The organism is Allobosea sp. 2RAB26 (assembly GCF_052115465.1).
Taxonomy (GTDB): domain Bacteria; phylum Pseudomonadota; class Alphaproteobacteria; order Rhizobiales; family Beijerinckiaceae; genus Allobosea.
The window spans coordinates 1-15,945 of sequence record NZ_JBFRGS010000010.1 but is presented as its reverse complement, the minus strand read 5'-3'; the positions used below and the strand labels follow the sequence as shown (position 1 = coordinate 15,945).

Here is a 15,945-nt window from a genome sequence, read left to right as displayed (position 1 = left end):
CAGGGGCAGGGAGCGGTTGGCATAGCACGGCGGTGACGGAAGGGGCGAGCCAGGGCAGGCATAAAAAGAGCCGGGGTCGCCCCCGGCTCGATGCGCGACGATGCCGCATGCCTCAGATGGACGTGGTCCATTGCACGGGCACGAGCTCGAAGCCGTTGCCCGATTTCGCGATGTAGCCGGTGGCCGGGAATGGCGCATGGTAGAACGCGACCTGCATCTTGTCGGCAGAGACCATGTCGAGCAGCCTGCGACGCGTGGCGGCAGCCTGCGGGCCATCCATATCGAACACCGCGGACCAGTCGGGATTGCGGGCGAAGAGGGCTGGGTGGTTGGTCGTGTCCGACATCACCATCATCCTTGCCGTGCCGGAGCTGAGCGCGAAGGTGGTGTGGCCGGGCGTATGGCCAGGCGCCGCGATGGCGGTGATGCCCGGCAGGATCTCCTTGCCGGCCTCAAACTGCTTCACATCCTTGGAGACAGGGCCGAAGACGCGGCGCACGCCGCCAAATGCCCCCTTCATGGCCTCGGGCGCGGCGTTCATCTTGGCGTCGTCCATCCAGAAGGCCCATTCCGCCGCCGGGACCATGACCTCGGCATTGGGGAAAACGGCCGTGCCGTCCTTCAGGCGGAAGCCGTTGATATGATCGCCATGGAAATGGCTGAAGACGACCGTCGAAACATCCTTGGGATCGAAACCGGCGGCACGGAAATTGGCGAGCCAGGTTCCGGAGGTCGGCGCGCCCGAATCGCCATTGCCGGTATCGATCAGGATGAGCTTTCCGCCGCTCTGGATGGCGAGCGTCGTAAAGGTGATGTTCAAGGCATCGGCTGGCAGGAAGGCCTGCGCCATCGCCGCCTTGACCTCCGCGAGTTCGGCATTGCGGACGAAGCCCTCGAGCGGACGACGGGCGAAGCCGTCATTGATCGCGGTGAGGACCATGTCCCCGATCTTGTAGCGATAGTATCCGGGGGCCTGATTCACGGGGGCTCCTTGCGCTTGAGCCGGTGTGAACCCGGCGGGTAAATCCAACGTGGTGGCAACAGCGAGTGCGCCGGCACCGGCAATCACGGTGCGGCGCGACGGACTAAAAGGCGGCATTGCAGTCTCCCTAGGCGCGTCTTCGGCCTGGGCAGCAGCCTAGCGTCCGGTTCGGGGGCTTCAACCGCGCGGGATTGTTGCGGGGTCAACTTTCCGTGAGCGGTGCGTTTATGGTGCGCTGGCCGTCTGCGGGGATGCGTTGGTCGTGCGAAGGGGCGCTGGCAGCCAGCAGTCCGTCATAACGTGCGAGGGCCCGCAGCATGGCCGCGCAAAGGGCCAATGAGCCGAGCATGGCGTTGCCCGAACATTCCGCGACCAGGGCCTGGAAGGCAGCGCTATCCTCCTCGGCCAGGCATTGCAGGCTCCAGCTCCACTCCGGAGCCTTCTGGCGCAGGAGGTTGATCGCGACGTCGATATTAGCGCTGACCAGGCCGAGCGCCTTCCAGAGCGAACCCTGCTGATAGATGCCGCCCATGGGCGTGCGGCGGCCGACGAGATGGCTCGGCTTGCGCCGTACGGTGAAGCCCAGCGCCTCATAGATATCGGCATCGAGCGCGCGATCGGGCTTTTCGGCCGTCTCGCAACGCTCGGCCAGCGCGAGCAAGTGTTCCCGTCTGTCCATGGCCGTTCGCCCAGCCCGGAGGCTCTCACACCATCGCTTGCACGTTCGTGCCGCTAACCGGTCGCGCGAAGCGAGCCAGAGATGTGTGGTGCCGGATGAGGGGATTGAACCCCCGACCTTCGGTTTACAAAACCGCTGCTCTACCGCTGAGCTAATCCGGCCCGGTCAGCCAGATGCGGTTACCAGCCGCGCGCGGCGAGGGCAAGATCGGTTACCGCTTGCCCAAAGAAAAGCCCCGCCTCCAGGGAGGCGGGGCTCGTACCTGTCGGTGATGGGCCGATCAGTTGTTGTCGTAGGTGAGAATGTCGCGATCCTTGGTCTCGGGCACGAAGAGCATGCCGATGACGAAGGTCATCATCGCGATCACGATCGGGTACCAGAGGCCGTAGAAGATGTCGCCGGTGCCAGCCACCATGGCGAAGGAGGTCGCCGGCAGCAGGCCACCGAACCAGCCGTTGCCGATATGGTAGGGCAGCGACATGCCGGTGTAGCGGATACGGGTCGGGAAGAGCTCGACCAGGGCGGCGGCGATCGGGCCGTAGACCATCGTCACATAGATGACGAGGATCGTCAGGATGCCGATGATGGTCAGCGACTGGGCGTTGAACAGCGCGTTCATGAAGCCGGTCTTGACGATCCGGGCGTCGCCCGCCGCGGGATAGCCGGCGGCGACCGCTTCCTTGGCGATGTTGGCGGCGAAGCCGGCATCGATCGCGACATCCTTGCCGTTGACCGTGACCTTGGCCGCGGTGCCGGCCGGGGCCGGGACCTGGGTGTACTGGATCGCCTGCGAGGCGAGCGTGCGGCGGGCGACATCGCAGGGCTGGGTGAAGGTGCGCACGCCGACCGGGTCGAAGACCGAGCCGCAGCTGGCAGGATCGGCGACGACCTGAACCTTGACGTTCTCATGGGCTGCGGCGAGGCCGGGATTGGCTGCCTTGGTGAGCGCGCCGAAGAGCGGGAAATAGGTCAGCGCCGCGATCAAGCAGCCGGCCAGGATGACGGGCTTGCGGCCGATCCTGTCCGAAAGCGAGCCGAACAGGATGAAGCCGCCGGTGCCGAGGATCAGCGACCAGGCGATCAGCACGTTGGCCGAATAGAGATCGACCTTCAGGATGCTCTGGATGAAGAACAGGGCGTAGAACTGACCGGTGTACCAGACGACGGCCTGGCCGGCGGTGAGGCCGAACAGCGCCAGCAGCGCGATCTTCGCATTCTTCCACTGGCCAAAGGCCTCGGAAAGCGGTGCTTTCGAGCCGCTGCCCTCTTCCTTCATCTTCTTGAAGGCCGGCGATTCCTGCATCTGCAGGCGGATCCAGACCGAGATCGCCAGCAGGAAGATCGAGGCCAGGAATGGAATGCGCCAGCCCCAGGCAGTAAATTCGGCCTCACCCATGGTGGTGCGGATGCCGAGAATGACGATCAGCGAAAGCAGCAGGCCGAGCGTCGCCGTGGTCTGAATCCAGGAGGTGTAGAAGCCGCGACGGCCCGGAGGCGCATGCTCGGCGACATAGACCGCTGCGCCGCCATATTCACCGCCGAGCGCCAGGCCCTGCAGCATGCGCAACGCGATAAGGATCACCGGTGCGATCCAGCCGATCGAGTTGTAGCTCGGCAGCAGGCCGACCAGGAAGGTCGAGGCGCCCATGATCACGATCGTGACGAGGAAGGTGTATTTGCGGCCGATAAGATCACCCAGGCGGCCGAAGAACAGCGCACCGAAGGGGCGGACGAGGAAGCCGGCGGCGAAGGCGAGCAACGCGAAGATGGCGCGCGTATTCGGATCGAAGGCCGAGAAGAAATGCGCGCCGATCATCACGGCGAGCGAACCGTAGAGATAGAAGTCGTACCATTCAAAGACGGTGCCGAGCGACGAAGCGAGAATGACGCGCTTCTCTTCCTTCGTCATGGGGCGTCGCGTCGCCGCAGCCCCCGATGTCTGTGCTGCCATGCTCATGGCGTTCTCCCCTGAATAATGCCCGGCATCGGGACTATCCCCCGGGCCGCCCGTTTCCCTGTGGCTCGATTTCTTGCGACACGATGCCACTGCCTGCCGGGTGAAGTTTCGCTTGCACCAATCCGGCAATTGCACAGGAATGCGCTGACGCGAAATGTTGTGCAATCAAGCACTTGGTCTTGCATCGTTCGACGTAAGACTTAAGGCGTAGAGGTCTTTCCCTCGTTCCCGCACGCGGCGGATTTTCCCGGATTGGCAGTGCGGCGCTGACTGTCCTATAGTCAGCGCGAGGCCGACATGATGCGGGGAAGGGGAGCGCGCCGATGCCGCGCATCCATGCAACGTTGCCGCTGCTGGCATTCCTGGTTTTCCTGAGCCCGGTCAGCGAGGTTGTGGCAGCTGGGTCAGGCAGGGCTTTCGCGCCGGCCGGGCCGCCGTCCTTTGCGCCGCGAATGGCTCCTGGCTTTCGGCATTTGGCGCGCCAGAATGGACCGATATTCCGGCATGATCGTGCCCGACGTTTCCTGGGCAACCCGGGGTTCATCGGCGGCCCCTGGTATTCCCCCTCCGATTTCGGCCGCGACACCGTGATCCTGCAGGAGCGCGAGGCAGAGCGGACTATCGATCGCTCGCGCGATTATACGCCGGTGATGGTGGGGATTCCGCAGCCCCCGACGCCCGAGCCGGTGATCTACCGGCTGGAAGGTTCACGGCAGCGGCCGATTGTGCGCATCATCCGTGTCGGCGAGCAGGGGAGCTATGCCCGCGACGAGGACGGCGCCCGCATCCGCAATGTGCCCCGGCGCTGAGTGTCAGCGCCGCCGGCTTGCCGCATAGAGCGCGATCGCGGTGGCGTTTGAGACGTTGAGGCTGGTGATCGCACCCGGCACTTCCAGCCTTGCGAGATGGTCGCAGAGATCGCGGCTGCGCTGACGCAGGCCTTTCCCTTCCGCACCCATCACCATGACGAGTGGCCGCTGCAAGGCGATTTCGTCGAAGGCAGTCGCCCCTTCCGAATCAAAGCCGATTCGCTGGAAGCCGCGCTTGCCAAGCTGATCCAACGCATCGCCGAGATTGCGCACGGCGATCAGCGGAACATGCTCGAGCGCGCCGGATGCCGATTTTGCCAGCACGCCGGTTGCTGCCGGAGAATGGCGAATCGTGACGATCACCGCGGCAGCGCCGAACGCGGCGGCCGATCGCAGGATCGCTCCGACATTGTGCGGGTCGGTGATCTGGTCGAGCGCGAGCACGATCGCATCGTCGGGAAGGCTGTCCAGATCAGGCGAGGGCAGGGGATCGCAGACCAGATAGAGGCCCTGATGCACGGCATCTGGAGTGAGCAGGCGGTCGATCTCGGACGGGCGGACCAACTCGGGTTCGAGCGGCAGCGTGCCGACCTCCTCGCTCAGCCGCTTCAGGGCGTTCTCCGTGGCGAGGAGGCGTCGAAAGCGTCGATTGGGATTGCGAAGTGCCTCGATGACCGGATGGACGCCGTAGAGCACGGCCTCGTCGATATCGCCGGGCCGGTGTGGCGGGGGGCCGGCATCGCGGTCGCGGCGTGCGAAGGGCTTGCCGCCGGGCCTGGCCGGCTTGGGGCGGAACGGCGCGGGCATGGGGACCTCCGAAGCGTGACGGCCCATGCCCTGCCACGGCGGGCGGCGCTTTGCCAGCCCGGACGACGGATTTTCGGTGTCGAGCAGCAGCGGACGCTGTCGCAGGCAAGAGGGATTGAGAGGGAACGGGATGGCTAGGACCGAGGATATCCAGCGCTTCGTCGTGATTACCGGTGGGCCCGGTTCCGGCAAGACGACGTTGATCGAGGCGCTCTCAAAGCGAGGATTTGCGACGTCTCCGGAAGCCGGCCGCGCCATCATTCGCGATCAGGCGGCGATCGAGGGACAGGCATTGCCCTGGGCCGATCGCGAGCTCTTCGCCGAGCTGATGCTGAGTTGGGAGCTGCGTTCCCATCAGGCTGCGAGGGAGCAGGCCGGGCTGGTCATTTTTGATCGAGGGGTTCCCGATATCGCGGGTTATCTGAGGCTCTCGGGACTTGGTGTTCCCGCGCATGTGGACAACGCGGCAAGACGGTTCCGCTACCGAAGCGAGGTCTTCATCGCGCCGCCCTGGCGCGAGATCTTTGGGCAGGACGAGGAGCGCAAGCAGGATTTCACCGAGGCTGAGCGAACCTACGAGGCGATGGTCGCGGCCTATGACGATTATGGCTACCGGCTGTGCGAGGTACCGCGGTTGAGCGTGGAGGCGCGCGCGGATTTCATCGAGGCTTGGATTACAGTTGGTTTCTGAGGCTCTGGCCATGCCGGCCCCGGAAAGGGGCTGGGGACGGATACAAGGAAACGTGGGTGAACCGGCTTTTTGCCGTTGACACGCCGGAGCCCGGTCACCATAAGTCCGCCCGCACCTGTTGCCCGTCACGAAAGTGAAACAGGCGCTTGGACAACGTTGCTTCACGGCGCGCGTCCACGACACGGCGGGGGAATGTCCCGAGCGGCAAAGGGGGCGGACTGTAAATCCGCTGGCTATGCCTTCGCAGGTTCGAGTCCTGCTTCCCCCACCACCGTGTCCTGTCTATGTTGATGTCGCCGTTCAGGCGGTGTCGCACCCGGCGCGGGTGTAGCTCAATGGTAGAGCAGCAGCCTTCCAAGCTGAATACGAGGGTTCGATTCCCTTCACCCGCTCCAACACTCTCGCCTCAGAATGGCGAAGAGCCGGCTCGGTGCATCCGGACAGGTCGGATAAGTGGAGCTCCTGCCTGAACACGGCGAGGTGCTTCATCGCCGGCCGAACACCTCGAAGCCGGCGCCGGGATACAAGATCTTCCCCCACCTTCTGCGCAAGCAGCCGGTTACGCGGCCTAATCAGGTCTGGGCGATGGATGTCTCCTACATCCCCATGGCGCGCGGCTTCGTCTACCTGAGGGCTGTCGTCGATTGGTTCAGACGCCGGGTTCTGGCCGGGCGTTCTCGATCACCATGGATGTCGCGTTCTGCATCGAGACGGTCGAAGAAGCGATGGCTCGCCATGGCAAGCCTGACATCGCCAACACGCACCAGGTGCGCAGTTCACCAGCCGGAAGTTCACCGCTCTGCGTATCGGCGCCAGCGTCAAGATCAGCATGGACGGCAGAGACGCCTGGCGCGCCAACGTCTTCGTCTAACGTCTCCGGCGATCGATGAAAGATGAAGAGGTCCATCTGCGCGCCTATGGCGGCGTGTCCGAGGCTCGCGCCTCGATCAGCTGGTATCCGACCTGGCTCGCCACAAGTTCGTCGGCCAATCGCCTTTGCTTCTGCGCAGATTAGCCTCGATCTCGGCTGATTGACGCCATGAAGGTAAACAATCTTCCGGCCGCCTCGTACCGTTTTGGTACACGACGCTCCCCCAGCCGTGGCTATCGCTCACGGCACCCAGAGAGAGGGAAGACCGCCTTGGCTCGCTTCGCGCATGATACGCATCAACGACACGGCAACCATCACCAGCACGGTGATCACAATCCGCCCCAACCGCCCGAGACGCCCACTCCCCCCACCTCATCTGCTCCGGAATTTTCGGATCTCGGCGCCACGTTCAACGACGCGACCCGCGCGCTCGTTGGCGGCCTATGGCAAAACGCAGTCGAGGAAGGCGGCCAAGGCCATGGCAGCGTGGTGCGATATGTGGACGACCTCAAATCGGTGGAGAGCGGTCTCCAGTCCGAGATAAAGGCAGGTCAATTTTCCGGCGATACGCTCACGCACATCCAGACGGTCTTGTCCGACATCACGACCGCGCTTTCGGCCGCGACAGCATCCGTGAATGGCGGCGGATCATTCGGCAGCGTCGCAAATGCCGAGGCCGCTCTACGTGCAAGCCATCTCGACATCCTCGATACCGTCAATAACGATCACACGCTTTCGACCTTGGCCACGCAGAATGGCGCGACCGGATTTCTCGCGGCGCCGGAGACGCTCCCCGACGGCGTGACTGCGGCGACTGCGCCTCATGCCACCCTGGCCGAGATCGGTGCCATCTTCAACGATGCTGCCAATCGCATTCTCGGCGGTGTCAATTCGGACAACAAGGCGATCATCACAAGTGACATGAACGCCGTCGTCAGCGGCCTCAAGCATTTGATCGACGAGCAGCCCACGCAGTTCGAGGGTCTCACCGGCATTCATGCCGACACCGTCATGAGACAGGCGCAACTCGAAATCACCTATATCAACCAGGCTGGCATCGACCCGGACGCCGGCCGGGGCAGCAACGACAATATCCTGGACATGATCGATATCATCCAGGGGGATGCAAATCTGGCTGGTATGGCCAACCAGGGAGGCGTATCGGGCTTTTCCCAATTTCCTGACGCTCTCAATCCAACCCCGAGATATCAGGACAATGCCGCTCAAACGGCTTTCTGGGCCAACTTCATCGCGCAAGGCAACTCGCTGGGCCAGCGGGCAGAACAACTCGTCGGATCGGGCGATACGCATGCGATCAGTGCCCTGATCAACGAGTTTCAAACGTTCGAAAAGAACGCAACCAAGTTCGATCTGGCGCAGGGTGGGATCTTCGGGGCACGCTTCGACAATGAATTGACACCGAGCAGCACGCTCGGGGCCGAAGTCGATGCGATGATCAAAGGTCTCAAGACCGGCGATGCTGCCCTGGTCACGGCAGCTGCCGAGGTCATCCACGACAATGCCGCAGACGTGGGTGGCAACAACATTCCGATAACCGGCGGCCATTTCAACCCGGATGGTCTGACCGTGGCCGAGGTGCTGTCGACGGCGGTCACTGCGCCCGCGACCGCAGCCGCTGATCCGAAACCAACGCCGACACCTCCGGGTACGGTCGCTGACGCTGCCCCGCCTTCATCACACGATCACGCGACAGCCGACATCCATCATTCACCGATTGTCGATACGGCACATCATCTCCATCACATGTGGGGATGACGTCGCGCGGGCAGGCTTCCAACTCCTGGTTCATCCATGGTGTTGGAAGCCGACTCGGCCGATCGGCCGCAGACGGGAGGACGTCATTGTTGGCGTCCGAAAGTGGGGCCGACCCCGCCATTGCGTGATCTGATTGGCGCGGACGCCAAACTGCCGCGCCAACTCCGAAAGTGTCTTCTCGCCTTTCAGCGACGGCAACGACACCTTTGCCTTGAAAGCCGGTCTGTGGTTCCGACATGTCCGGCGCTTCATGGCCTCTCCTGCTCACGGCCAACCTGCCGCGTTCAGGCAAACTCGACTTAGCCGACCTGCCTTGGATTGCCCGAGCCGGCTCTGTGTCTCGCTCACGGCGGTCGCTTCATCGCGCCGCGCGGCTTGACGAGAACCGGCGCATTCTTGCCGGAAAATGGGGCGGTATCGCCCGTCAAGCACATGTGATCGCCGACACGCATCGGCCGGACAAAAAGGCGCAGAAGAGGCATGAGTCTCGCTCAAAGCTACGGACCAGAGATATTTCAATCCGGCACGATGTCCGAGGGGCGCTCGATACCGGCATCTGACGATCCGGTCGCACGCGGGTTGCGCGACAGTGCGCGTCGCATGACCGGAATCGCCGTGTTCAGCGGCGTGATCAATCTGCTGATGCTGTCTGGCTCACTCTATATGCTGCAGGTCTATGATCGGGTGATCCCGAGCCGCAACATCGCGACCTTGCTTGGTCTTTCGCTCGTGGTTCTGCTGGCCTATCTCGTTCAAGGCTATGCCGACGCGCTGCGCTCGCGCATGCTCTCCCGCGTCGGAACGCTGTTCGATGTGGGCCTGCAGGAAGCGATCCACACCGCGCTCGCCACGCTTCCTCTGCGCGGCGTGAAGCCCATCCTGATGCAGCAGCCGCTCCGCGATCTGGATCAGATCCGGGCGTTCATGTCGGGCATGGGGCCGACGGCGTTCCTGGACATGCCGTGGATCCCGATCTTCATCATCGCCCTGTTTCTGTTCCATCCGGCGATTGGCGTCACGGCCGTGCTTGGGACCGTTGCCATCATTGCGATGACAGTGTTGACCGAGCGCGTGTCGCGTGGCGCAGCCAGGGCCGCCATGGACAGCAGCGCGCAGCGCCAGGTCCTGGCGGATGCGACCCGGCAAAATGCCGAAGTGATCCGGGCGCTTGGAATGCAGGACCGATTCACGGCGCGTTGGTCGCAGGCCAATGAACGCTGTCTGCGCGAAAATGGCCGGGCAAGCGACGTCTATGCCAATCTCGGATCAGCTGCGAAGGTTCTCCGCTACGTGCTGCAATCCGGGATGTTGGGCATCGGCGCCTATCTCGTCGTGACCGACAAGGCGTCGGGGGGCATCATGATTGCCTCGTCGATCATGATGGGGCGGGCGCTTGCGCCCGTCGAGGTGGCGCTTGGCAGCTGGAAACAACTTGTCGCTGCGCGTCAGAGCATTGCCCGCTTGCGCGAAATCCTCAAGGTGACCGCTGCTCCTCCCGCGCCACCGGTGATGCTCCCGCGCCCTTGCCGCGAACTCCTGGTTCAGGACCTCGCCGTTACCGCACCAGGCACGGATAAAGCGATCGTCTCGCATATTTCATTTTCGCTCACGGCGGGCATGGGATTGGCGCTTCTCGGCGCGAGCGCATCGGGAAAAACCTCGCTGTCGAAGGCCCTGGTCGGAATTTGGCCGGTCAGCAATGGCGTGGTGCGGCTTGACGGCGCAGCGATCGATCAGTGGCGCAATGAGGACCTGGGGCGTCATGTCGGCTATCTCCCGCAGGATGTGGCCTTGTTCGACGGCACCGTCGCAGAAAATATCTGCCGATTTGAAGATCAGGCGACGTCCGAGGCCATTTTGAAGGCCGCGCAGATAGCGGGCGTGCACGACATCATCTTGCGTTTGCCGGAGGGATACTCAACGCGCATCGGCGAAGGCGGCATGTCGCTCTCGGCGGGGCAGCGCCAGAGGATTGGATTGGCGCGCGCGGTCTACGGTGATCCGTTCCTCGTCGTGCTCGATGAGCCCAATGCCAATCTTGATGCGGAGGGGGAAGGCGCATTAGCGCGCGCCATTCAGATCCTGCGTCGCGACAAATCCATTGTCATCGTCATCTCGCATCGTCCCAGCGCTCTCTCCGAACTGAACATGGCGATGGTCCTCCACGAGGGCAAGACGGTTGCATTCGGCTCCCGCGACGAGATCTTTGCGCGCGTTCACACAGAGAAGACCGTGGCAACGCGCCGACCTGCGACAGTGTCAAGCGCGAACCAGATTGGCCAGACACAGGTTGCCGAGGTCGTTCCCTCGTGAACCGCAGTGGCCCCACGCAGCCTCCGGCGCATCTCAGCCCGCCCATCGCACCTGTCGACCCGACGCCGTTGGCGCCCGTGCCAGCCCATGTCGCGTCGGCCAATGGAGCTCAACGGCAAATGTTGCATATCGATACATCCCGATCGACTGTTCCCCCCAGGGGAAGCGACGCCGCGGCTACGCCGGCAAGTGACCGATTGATCGACAGGCGCCGCGCCGAGCTGACGGCTGGCACGGCGGATGCCCGGAATGATACTCTGGCGTCGCGGGTCGAACGCGCGTTCCACCGCGAGCTCAGGATTGGCCTTCGGGTTTTGATCGGTGGCGGAGTCTTGATCGGTGCGTGGAGTGCATTGATGCCGCTGGCCGGCGCGGTCGCCGTTCCCGGCAATCTGGTCGTTCAATCGAACGTCAAGGCGATCCAGCATCCGACCGGCGGAATTGTCGCGCAGATTCCGGTCCATAATGGCATGCGGGTGAACGCTGGCGATCTGCTGCTGCAACTGGATGCAACCCAGGCGCGGGCGAGTCTCCAGGTGGTGAGCAAGCAGCTTGATGAATTCCGGGTTCGGATTGCACGGCTGATGGCCGAGCGCGACGCTCACGCGCAGATCGAAACGCCGCCCGAGATGGCCGCGCGATCGGCAGAGACCGGTGTCAACGCGCTCCTGGCGTCGGAAGAGTCGCTGTTCAAGGCTCGTGCGAATGCGCGGCAAAGCCAGAAGGACTTGCTGCAAAGCCGTGTCGCGCAGCTTGGCGAAGAGATTTCAGGCCTCGATGCCCAGCTCAAGTCCAAGGCAAGCCAGCTGGAATTGATCGGGGGCGAACTCTCTGGAATCAAGACGCTGTATGACAAGAAGCTTGTGCCGCTGACGCGATTTACGACCCTGCAGCGAGAATCCGCACGTATCGAGGGCGAGCGGGGGCAACTGATCTCGGCAATCGCCGAGACAAAGGCAAAAATCGGCGAGGCACAGCTTCAGATCGTACGGATCGATCAGGACTTTCGGACCGATGTCGTGAAGGAACTCGGCGAGGCCAGGGGCAAGGAGGCCGAGCTCGTCGAGCGTGGCGTTTCCGCGCGAGACCTCCTCGACCGGATCGATATTCGTGCACCGACCTCGGGCGTGATTCACCAGCTTGCCGCGCACACGATCGGCGGTGTCGTTCGCGCTGGCGACACGGTCATGGAAGTCGTGCCAGATTCCGACGATCTGCAGGTCGAGGCGCGGCTCCAGCCCAACGACATCGACCAGGTGCGGTCGGGTCAGAAGGCGTTCATCCGCTTTTCCGCCTTCAACCAACGTGTGACACCGCAGCTGACGGGTGTCGTATCTTATGTTTCTGCTGATATCAGCCGCGACCAGCAGACCAATGCTCCGTTTTTCACGGTGAGGGTCGCCCTTCCTAACGATGAACGTCGCCGGTTGGCCGACTCGCCGCTCGTTTCGGGGATGCCGGCGGAGGTCTTCATGCAGACAGGGAGCCGCACAATGATGAGCTACCTGCTGAAGCCGATCTCCGATCAACTGCAACGTGCCTTTATCGAGCGCTGACACGGGTGGCGAGTTTTTCGGAAAGCTTCGCCTCGACTATGATCGGTTTGATGCTCTTCTCGACGAGAAGATAGAAGACAAGCAGAATAACCTTCCGTTCGCCCTGCATCGTCATCGTTGACTGGTGTCTGCCCGGGGTCGACAGCCGAGCCGGACCATGTCCGGCCCGGATGGTCAGGTCCCGGCCTGTTCTCTATCGATAACAGGACACGATGACGTTTCGGCGCGCGGGCGGGTGCCGCAGCGTGGAATATCGAAAAAATGTGGAGTTATCGAACGATAGATCCCTCAACTTCGGCGGAGAAAACKTCTATCTAAGAAATTACTGTGCCTCGCATGGCTATCGAGGTCGCGTTGCCGGGTAACAGGACAAATTGGATCTGTTGGCGGCGAAGCTGTCGAATATAGCTCGCAACAGGAGACAGGACGATGGGAACGGTTCAACGGGCATGCCTGCTGATCGCCAGCGGGATTGTGTTGTCGGGCTGCCAGGTGACGCAAGAGAGGGCTGCGCAGCTTGCTCCTGTCTGCGCGATTCCTGTCAATCGGACAGTTCAATCCATGTACTGGCTTGAATGCCAGTCGGTCTATTCGTCCTCGGGCTATTATGCGAAGCGCTATTAGGAACTGGCCGAGGGGCGGACGCACGCCGCCCGCCGACCTGCGCTGACCAGCCTGCCTCGTCGACTGGTGCCCGCCATGTCTGGTGGTGCCCTCAACCCCGCACATTGCTGCCTCCGGCAGGTTCGCCTTCGACGAGACTTGCGTCAGCGCGAGGATGGCGCGGCCGCCGCGTTTTGGCTTCTGCGGGATCACCATTTGCGTGCAGAGCGTTTGCCTGCGGCCGGGCCTTGCCCTGCACGCCGCTCGCCCCCGACGCGAATTCGGGTGGATGTTCAAGGCTCGCGATCTCGCCTAGTTCTTTTCGGCCCTTCAGCCGCACGGACACGCGCGCCGCATGACCCTGACCGATATCGCGACGAGAACCTACAACCACGGCTGGCGGCTCGACCCGATCATTCGCAGCCTGCTCGATACGGATTTCTACAAGCTGCTGATGCTGCAGATGATCCGGAGCTTTCATCCGGATGTGCAGGTCACCTTCTCGCTGATCAACCGGTCCCGCCATATCCGGCTTGCCGATCTTGTCGATGAGAACGAGCTCAGGGCGCAGCTCGATCATGCCCGCGGTTTGCGCTTCAGCAAGAAGGAATTGATCTGGCTCGCGGGCAACAGCTTCTACGGCAGGACGCAGATGTTCTCGCCGGATTTCCTGGCCTGGCTCGCCGAATTCCAGTTGCCGGAATACGAGCTCAGGCGGGTGGACGGCCAGTACGAACTGCATTTCAGCGGCCCCTGGACGCACAGCACGATGTGGGAGGTGCCGGCCCTGGCGATCATCAACGAGTTGCGTGCGCGCCGGGTGATGGTTGGTCAGAAGCGCTTCTCGCTCGATGTGCTCTATGCCCGCGCCAAAGCGAAGATGTGGGCGAAGGTCGAGCGTCTGCAGCAGTTGCCGGAACTGCGCCTCTCGGATTTCGGCACGCGGCGCCGCCACGGGCATCTCTGGCAGCGCTGGTGCGTGGAGGCGCTGAAGGAGGGGCTCGGCCCACGCTTCACGGGCACATCGAATGTGCTGCTCGCCATGGACAATGATCTCGAGGCGATCGGGACCAACGCGCATGAGCTGCCGATGGTGCTCGCGGCGCTGGCAGACAGCGATGAGACGATGCTGGGTGCGCCCTACCGTGTGCTCGAGGAATGGAGCAAGGTCTATGGCGGCAATCTGCTGATCGCATTGCCTGACGCCTTCGGAACCACCGATTTCCTGCGGCGTGCGCCCGACTGGGTTGCGGACTGGACTGGGTTCCGTCCCGATAGTGCCCCGCCGATAGCCGCCGGCGAGCAGATCATCGCCTGGTGGCGCGAGAAGGGGCGCGATCCGCGCGAAAAGTTGCTGGTCTTCTCGGATGGGCTCGACGTCGCCGCGATCGAACGGGTCTACCAGCATTTCGATGGAAAGGTGCGCATGGCCTTCGGCTGGGGCACCGATCTCACCAACGATCTCGTCGGATGCTCGCCGGACGGTTCGCGCGCGCTCGATCCGATGTCGCTGGTCTGCAAGGTGACGCGGGTGAACGGCCAACCGGCGGTGAAGCTCTCCGACAATCCCGGCAAGGCTTCGGGCGAGCCAGGCGAAGTCGGCCGCTATCGGCGGGTGTTCGGGGCGCACGCCGTATCTTCGCAATAGGGCGAGGCGAGTGCCGGCACGGGGGCGGTTTTCCTGCGTGCCCAATACCTTGGTTCAACTGGCGCGATGATTTCGGGATCGTTAACGCCCGCCAGTCGCATTTTGCGCAGGGGGCATTTCGACGCCATGATTCGATTTCTGCTTGCAGCCGTTCTGGGCACGGCGCTTGCCGGCTGCGTTACGCCGGACCGAGGATTGACCTTCTCGGAGATACGCGATCTCAGGATCGTCGACGTTATCGTCGAAACGCCAAAGCCCGTCGACGGCCAGACAGCCATAGTCTGGCCGAAGGCTGGAATGGCCTATGCCGGCACGCAGATGCCGGCATCGACCCGTCCCGTTTCCCTGGGGCGTGATCCTGCCGGAGCGGGCAATGGGCCGACGCCGGAGGAGGCTGCGTGGGATGAGAAATTCATGGCTCTCAGCCGGAGCGCGGCTGCTCGGACGCAGATGTACAGCACGCTGGCGCAGATCACTCGCGACAGCTTCCGAAAGCGCTTTACCGAACAGCCTTCGGGCAAGCACGCGGCCAAGCTGAAGGTCGTGGTGAGGTCGCTGATAGCTCCCGGTGGGCAGGCGAATTTCAGCGCGGACGTGATCGTGCTCGATGGGGTGACGGGGCGGCCGCTGACGCAATACCCTAACCTGACTGGCGTCAGGGCTGCATCGACTGCGGTCGTGCCTGCCACGCCCGTGGGAATCCTCATCGGGTTTGCTGCGCTCGCCATTGCCGACCAGATCCGGGGTGATCCAGCGTATGAGGCGATCGACAGTGCCTCCGCGTCGTTTTCCGCCTGGCTCCTGCGCGAGTAGCCGTGGCGGGGGCGTGGTTCGTGAGGGGCATTTAGGGGCTCCGGCCTTGGCCGGCTTGCGGTTGCTCGCCAAGGCCACGGACGGGGAGCTTTCTCGCGAACAGATTCCAGTGCCGGCTCACTGAGGGCGGCGGTCTCGTGACGATGCCCTGAGCGCAGGACGCATGCGGTTGGGGTGTCGCGGTGCGCGGCTGGCGTCATCTCGCCCGCCACAGCTTGCATCGACGCGCAAAACCCCCTAATGCGACCCCGTTTTCCGGCCGGGGATGGCCGTCGTCGAGGAAAAGGTGTCATGGCCAAAGAGAAGTTTGCGCGGACGAAGCCGCACTGCAATATCGGAACGATTGGTCACGTTGACCATGGCAAGACGTCTTTGACGGCTGCGATCACGAAGGTTCTGGCTGAGTCGGGCGGGGCGTCGTTCACGGCGTATGACCAGAT

Annotated in this window: 12 protein-coding genes, 3 tRNA genes and 1 pseudogene; 11 read left to right on the top strand and 5 right to left on the bottom strand. The window is 63.1% G+C overall.

Annotated features, from left to right (window positions below):
* Window positions 1-112: 112 nt before the first annotated feature.
* From AB4118_RS19870 to AB4118_RS19855, 4 genes are all read right to left on the bottom strand, one after another.
* Complete coding sequence (locus AB4118_RS19870; RefSeq protein WP_441491381.1) at window positions 113-982, bottom strand: MBL fold metallo-hydrolase; 870 nt, start codon at window positions 980-982, stop codon at window positions 113-115.
* 202 nt (window positions 983-1,184) lie between these two features.
* Entirely contained in the window at window positions 1,185-1,661 is a 477-nt protein-coding gene (locus AB4118_RS19865) for a hypothetical protein (RefSeq protein ID WP_441491380.1), read from the bottom strand.
* Between the two features lie 86 nt (window positions 1,662-1,747).
* A tRNA-Thr gene (locus tag AB4118_RS19860) sits at window positions 1,748-1,822 on the bottom strand.
* Between the two features lie 119 nt (window positions 1,823-1,941).
* Entirely contained in the window at window positions 1,942-3,618 is a 1,677-nt protein-coding gene (locus AB4118_RS19855) for an MFS transporter (RefSeq protein WP_441491379.1), read from the bottom strand.
* 323 nt (window positions 3,619-3,941) lie between these two features.
* On the opposite strand from AB4118_RS19855, the gene AB4118_RS19850 reads away from it, so the two are divergent.
* The gene (locus AB4118_RS19850; protein ID WP_441491378.1) at window positions 3,942-4,427 is read left to right on the top strand and encodes a hypothetical protein; all 486 of its coding nucleotides are present in this window, start codon (window positions 3,942-3,944) and stop codon (window positions 4,425-4,427) included.
* A 3-nt stretch (window positions 4,428-4,430) separates the two neighbouring features.
* Here AB4118_RS19850 and rlmB read toward each other — a convergent pair whose 3' ends face one another.
* Window positions 4,431-5,234: a 23S rRNA (guanosine(2251)-2'-O)-methyltransferase RlmB gene (gene rlmB / locus AB4118_RS19845; protein ID WP_441491377.1), complete on the bottom strand. Its 804-nt coding sequence runs from the start codon at window positions 5,232-5,234 to the stop codon at window positions 4,431-4,433.
* Between the two features lie 130 nt (window positions 5,235-5,364).
* Here rlmB and AB4118_RS19840 point away from each other — a divergent pair, with 130 nt between their 5' ends.
* The 10 genes and pseudogenes from AB4118_RS19840 to AB4118_RS19795 all read left to right on the top strand — a co-directional run.
* Window positions 5,365-5,925: an AAA family ATPase gene (locus AB4118_RS19840; RefSeq protein ID WP_441491376.1), complete on the top strand. Its 561-nt coding sequence runs from the start codon at window positions 5,365-5,367 to the stop codon at window positions 5,923-5,925.
* Between the two features lie 186 nt (window positions 5,926-6,111).
* Window positions 6,112-6,196: transfer RNA gene (locus AB4118_RS19835), tRNA-Tyr, on the top strand.
* A 50-nt stretch (window positions 6,197-6,246) separates the two neighbouring features.
* Window positions 6,247-6,320 (top strand) — tRNA-Gly (locus tag AB4118_RS19830).
* Between the two features lie 82 nt (window positions 6,321-6,402).
* Window positions 6,403-6,883 (top strand): annotated as a pseudogene (locus AB4118_RS19825) (DDE-type integrase/transposase/recombinase); the annotation flags it as partial.
* A gap of 183 nt (window positions 6,884-7,066) precedes the next feature.
* Window positions 7,067-8,572, top strand: a complete 1,506-nt coding sequence (locus tag AB4118_RS19820) for a hypothetical protein (protein ID WP_441491375.1) — start codon at window positions 7,067-7,069, stop codon at window positions 8,570-8,572.
* Window positions 8,573-9,172: 600 nt separating this feature from the next.
* Window positions 9,173-10,885, top strand: a complete 1,713-nt coding sequence (locus AB4118_RS19815; RefSeq protein WP_441491562.1) for a type I secretion system permease/ATPase — start codon at window positions 9,173-9,175, stop codon at window positions 10,883-10,885.
* 119 nt (window positions 10,886-11,004) lie between these two features.
* The gene (locus tag AB4118_RS19810; RefSeq protein WP_441491374.1) at window positions 11,005-12,441 is read left to right on the top strand and encodes an HlyD family type I secretion periplasmic adaptor subunit; all 1,437 of its coding nucleotides are present in this window, start codon (window positions 11,005-11,007) and stop codon (window positions 12,439-12,441) included.
* A 958-nt stretch (window positions 12,442-13,399) separates the two neighbouring features.
* On the top strand, window positions 13,400-14,692 hold the full coding sequence (pncB, locus tag AB4118_RS19805) for a nicotinate phosphoribosyltransferase (RefSeq protein WP_441491373.1): 1,293 nt from the start codon (window positions 13,400-13,402) through the stop codon (window positions 14,690-14,692).
* A 126-nt stretch (window positions 14,693-14,818) separates the two neighbouring features.
* A complete protein-coding gene (locus AB4118_RS19800) occupies window positions 14,819-15,505 on the top strand; it encodes a hypothetical protein (protein WP_441491372.1) in 687 nt (228 codons plus the stop codon).
* A gap of 291 nt (window positions 15,506-15,796) precedes the next feature.
* Window positions 15,797-15,945 (top strand): GTP-binding protein (locus tag AB4118_RS19795; RefSeq protein ID WP_441471810.1); only part of this gene is annotated, 149 nt, incomplete at its 3' end.

Coding starts and splice junctions, on each gene's coding strand:
- rlmB (WP_441491377.1), bottom strand. CDS start 5,234: ATGCCCGCGCCGTTCCGCCCCAAGCCGGCCAGGCCCGGCGGCAAGCCC.
- AB4118_RS19810 (WP_441491374.1), top strand. CDS start 11,005: ATGTTGCATATCGATACATCCCGATCGACTGTTCCCCCCAGGGGAAGC.
- AB4118_RS19815 (WP_441491562.1), top strand. CDS start 9,173: ATGACCGGAATCGCCGTGTTCAGCGGCGTGATCAATCTGCTGATGCTG.
- pncB (WP_441491373.1), top strand. CDS start 13,400: ATGACCCTGACCGATATCGCGACGAGAACCTACAACCACGGCTGGCGG.
- AB4118_RS19865 (WP_441491380.1), bottom strand. CDS start 1,661: ATGGACAGACGGGAACACTTGCTCGCGCTGGCCGAGCGTTGCGAGACG.
- AB4118_RS19800 (WP_441491372.1), top strand. CDS start 14,819: ATGATTCGATTTCTGCTTGCAGCCGTTCTGGGCACGGCGCTTGCCGGC.
- AB4118_RS19850 (WP_441491378.1), top strand. CDS start 3,942: ATGCCGCGCATCCATGCAACGTTGCCGCTGCTGGCATTCCTGGTTTTC.
- AB4118_RS19855 (WP_441491379.1), bottom strand. CDS start 3,618: ATGAGCATGGCAGCACAGACATCGGGGGCTGCGGCGACGCGACGCCCC.
- AB4118_RS19840 (WP_441491376.1), top strand. CDS start 5,365: ATGGCTAGGACCGAGGATATCCAGCGCTTCGTCGTGATTACCGGTGGG.